Origin of the sequence: Candidatus Magnetobacterium casense (genome assembly GCF_019173545.1) — a bacterium.
In the GTDB taxonomy this organism is placed as follows: Bacteria; Nitrospirota; Thermodesulfovibrionia; order Thermodesulfovibrionales; family Magnetobacteriaceae; genus Magnetobacterium; species Magnetobacterium cryptolimnobacter.
The window spans coordinates 1-2546 of sequence record NZ_JABXWD010000447.1; the positions used below are offsets into that span (position 1 = coordinate 1).

4 protein-coding genes are annotated in these 2546 nt (G+C 50.2%); all 4 read right to left on the reverse strand.

All coding sequences use genetic code 11. The features are described 5' to 3' along the window. Nucleotides 1-86: 86 nt before the first annotated feature. A complete protein-coding gene (locus tag HWQ67_RS16140) occupies nucleotides 87-560 on the reverse strand; it encodes a metallophosphoesterase family protein (protein ID WP_218253711.1) in 474 nt (157 codons plus the stop codon). Nucleotides 561-648: 88 nt separating this feature from the next. Continuing rightward, a complete protein-coding gene (locus HWQ67_RS16145; RefSeq protein WP_218253712.1) occupies nucleotides 649-1557 on the reverse strand; it encodes an ROK family protein in 909 nt (302 codons plus the stop codon). A 44-nt stretch (nucleotides 1558-1601) separates the two neighbouring features. Then, nucleotides 1602-2045, reverse strand: a complete 444-nt coding sequence (gene dtd, locus HWQ67_RS16150; RefSeq protein ID WP_218253713.1) for a D-aminoacyl-tRNA deacylase — start codon at nucleotides 2043-2045, stop codon at nucleotides 1602-1604. After that, complete coding sequence (locus tag HWQ67_RS16155; protein ID WP_218253714.1) at nucleotides 2042-2242, reverse strand: heavy-metal-associated domain-containing protein; 201 nt, start codon at nucleotides 2240-2242, stop codon at nucleotides 2042-2044. Before HWQ67_RS16155 ends, dtd begins: the two co-directional genes overlap by 4 nt. Nucleotides 2243-2546: the final 304 nt, after the last annotated feature.

The following is a 2546-nucleotide window of genomic DNA, read 5'->3' on the forward strand; positions in this document are numbered from 1 at the left end:
GCCTTTAATCTCTATTGTTTGCAAGGGAAAGCCTATAAAAGGATAAGTCGGTAGATTGTACTACCCGCTCCCGTTGGTCGCTAACCTTAAGTTGAGTTACCCACATGAAGTAAGAAGGAACCTAAAAAGATAATAAACGCCGTAAAGTCATGCAGGGTTTCAAAATATTTAGTTTTGTTTAATTTTAATCTGGTATCGAAAAACCTGTTAAGTTCCGTAGTAGTCCTGTAAGTTGCCCTTATGCCATTAACTACAACATCATCCCATTCATCCCTATCGATATCATGGTTACCGGGAGTGAAGAAGAACCGGTCTCTGGATAATCCTGATATCTGCATCAAGGGATTGATAAAGTTACCCTCCGCAAGTTCAAACTCATCAGCGTTGCTGCCTGCATTGACAAGGTCGCCCGTAAAGACAACGGTGTCGGGTTTGATCGATTCTATGTCGCGCAGACTGGATATATCCGCATAAAACGCACCCAAGACGATCTTGATGTCTGTAAGATGCTTACCCTCAATGTGCAAATCCGATACGTGTAATATCGCTACCTCAGACATATACAACCTCCACAATCCATAATAATGCCTCCAACGTCGTCCGTGCCTCAACGAAACAGTAACACGACGACGCCTTACTATAACACAGTTAGCCGAATGCCAGAGCCGCTGCTCCTATTAATCCGGCGTCATCGCCGAGGAATGAGCGCACTATCTGCGTCTTTGCGTATAGCTCCCTGAAGGAGCTCTCCGACGCCACCCCTATGGCCTCCTGCACGTAGATATCCCATGCCCCCGTAAGACCTCCCGTGAGAATTACCGCATCGGGACTGAAGATGTTAATAAACCCCGCAATGCCGCTGCCAAGATAACGCCCCGCCGTCTTTAATACCTCAATGGCAAAGTCATCGCCTTCCAAGGCATACTGGTAGATGTCTGCGGGCTGGATGGCGCCTCCTGTGATATGTCTGCTCATCAGCGAATCCCTGCCGCCATTGATCCCCTCCGTGACAAGCTCGACCATGGCCCTGGCAGATGCGTATGCCTCCAGACACCCAAAACTGCCGCATCCACACCTCCGCCCGCCCATCTCCACGATGACGTGACCAAGCTCAGAGGCTATCTTCAGCGGCGCCCGGTTGTAGATGACTCCACCGCCTATACCCGTGCCAAGCGTCAATAACACAAAACTATCAAACTGCCTGCCCACTCCGGCAACAGACTCCCCAAGCGTTGCCACGTAGGCATCGTTTTCCAGAAACACAGGCACCTTAAACCTGTTCCCGATAAGTTCACCCATCCGTATGTCTTCGAGCAACCTGAGGTTGGGACAGGACGTTATGCTCTTGTTATCCACGTCGATGACACCGGCTATGGCCAACCCTATGCCATGTACGTCGTCCGAAAAAAGCCGCCCGATAGAATCTATCAGGTTGTTGATGATTTCCTTGCAGGTTGGCACCTTTATCCTTTCAACGATCCTGCCATCCCTTGCCACCAATGCCACACGGAGGTTTGTACCTCCAAGGTCTACTCCTATAGTGTATGGTTTATTCATGATAAATCTTCCTTATTGTTGCTTTATGCTAACTTGTGCTGTATCTATCCCCTGGACTCTATCATAAAGGTCACCGGGCCGTCATTTGTAAGAGTCACCTGCATATGGGCACCAAAGACGCCGCTAAAGGTCTGTATCCCCTCCTGTTGCACCCGCTCTATAAACCGCTCATACAATGCGTTGGCCGCCTCCGGGGGGGCCGCCATGTCAAAGGATGGCCGATTGCCCTTACGACAGTCCGAGGCAAGCGTAAACTGCGATACCACAAGCAAAGAGCCGTCAACGTCCCGCAGCGAAAGGTTCATCCTGCCATCGGCGTCATCAAAGACCCTCAAACTGATGACCTTCCTTAGCACGTACTCCAGGTTGGAGTCGGTATCCCCGCGCTCAACGCACAGTAACAGGACAAGCCCACCTGACATGGATGCACCCGGCACACCGTCAACACGGATGGATGCACCACTGACACGTTGTATGAGCGCCCTCATTTTACCTTGTACCCGGCCCCCTCAATGGCCTGCACTAACATATCGCGTGAGAGCCGTGTATCGTCCGCATCCACCGTAGCGCGTCCTATCCCGACATCGGATGATAGCACGCCAGGCAGCGACTCTATCGCCTTTCGGAGTCGTGCAACACAGTGGTTGCAACTCATCCCGTCAATTTCAAACGTAACCTGTGACATACGTGTATGTCCTCCTTTTATTTGATCCTGCAATACAACCGGTCAACAACCTTGCAAGATACGGTTTATAATTATGCCATAACACTGCAGCATAATAAAAGTGGGTGGTCCAGGGAGCGGAGCCGTCTATTTCTTTATCTTCTTGAAGTGTGCTATATATCATCACAGAATTTTTGTATCCTCTTTATATTTCAGGGTAGCAAAAGAAAGAAAGGGGCGGCTCCGCCCCCCTTCAGAACCCCCCGCAAGGGGACCAGTCCCCTTGACCCCTTCTTGCGAAACCTTTTACCATGCTTTTTTAAGA

What these genes read in the sequence shown, in the direction of transcription:
- HWQ67_RS16155 (WP_218253714.1), bottom strand. Translation starts at nt 2,242, where the DNA reads ATGTCACAGGTTACGTTTGAAATTGACGGGATGAGTTGCAACCACTGT.
- dtd (WP_218253713.1), bottom strand. Translation starts at nt 2,045, where the DNA reads ATGAGGGCGCTCATACAACGTGTCAGTGGTGCATCCATCCGTGTTGAC.
- HWQ67_RS16145 (WP_218253712.1), bottom strand. Translation starts at nt 1,557, where the DNA reads ATGAATAAACCATACACTATAGGAGTAGACCTTGGAGGTACAAACCTC.
- HWQ67_RS16140 (WP_218253711.1), bottom strand. Translation starts at nt 560, where the DNA reads ATGTCTGAGGTAGCGATATTACACGTATCGGATTTGCACATTGAGGGT.